The sequence below is a fragment of the Streptomyces sp. BE303 genome, assembly GCF_036290945.1.
Taxonomy (GTDB): Bacteria; Actinomycetota; Actinomycetes; order Streptomycetales; family Streptomycetaceae; genus Kitasatospora.
In genome coordinates this window covers 1-509 of sequence record NZ_JAQYWZ010000495.1, presented here as the reverse complement: position 1 = coordinate 509, position 509 = coordinate 1, and the positions used below count along the sequence as shown (strand labels likewise).

Below are 509 nucleotides of genomic sequence, written 5' to 3'. Positions count from 1 at the left end.
CCCGCTGTGCCGCCTCTCGCGCCTCTAACTGTTGACCGCCGGTCACGCGAGTGCTGATCCGTTCTCCCCGGTGGGCGGTGGCGAGCCGGCGGTGGTCGTCGCGGACGTGCGGTGGGACCGGTTCGCCGCCGAGTCCGGCGTGCTGCGGCCGGCGTCGGTGCTGGCCGACCTGCCGGAGGAGCGGGCGTCGGACCGCGAGGTGACCGTGACCGGCCGGCTGCCGCTCGCGCTGCGGCTGGCGGACCTCTCGCCCGCCGAGGCGCGCCGGACCCGGCTGACCCCGAACGGCCTCTTACGGCACTCGCGATGTTTATTGGTGACTGGTGTTCAGTAGTGTGCTCTTCCGATCTTGGAGACGTCGTGGGAGGCGTTCGAACGGGCCGGGGTCGACCCGCTCTGGCTAAATAGGGGGGGGGGGGGGGGGGGGGGGGGGGGGGGGGGGGGGGGGGGGGGGGGGGGGGGGGGGGGGGGGGGGGGGGGGGGGGGGGGGGGGGGGGGGGGGGGGGGGG

General features: G+C 77.2%; 1 protein-coding gene. It reads left to right on the top strand.

What is annotated here, in order from left to right; genetic code table 11:
* Positions 1-70: 70 nt before the first annotated feature.
* Complete coding sequence (locus PUR56_RS10810; protein WP_329948718.1) at positions 71-334, top strand: hypothetical protein; 264 nt, start codon at positions 71-73, stop codon at positions 332-334.
* The last annotated feature ends 175 nt before the right edge of the window (positions 335-509 follow it).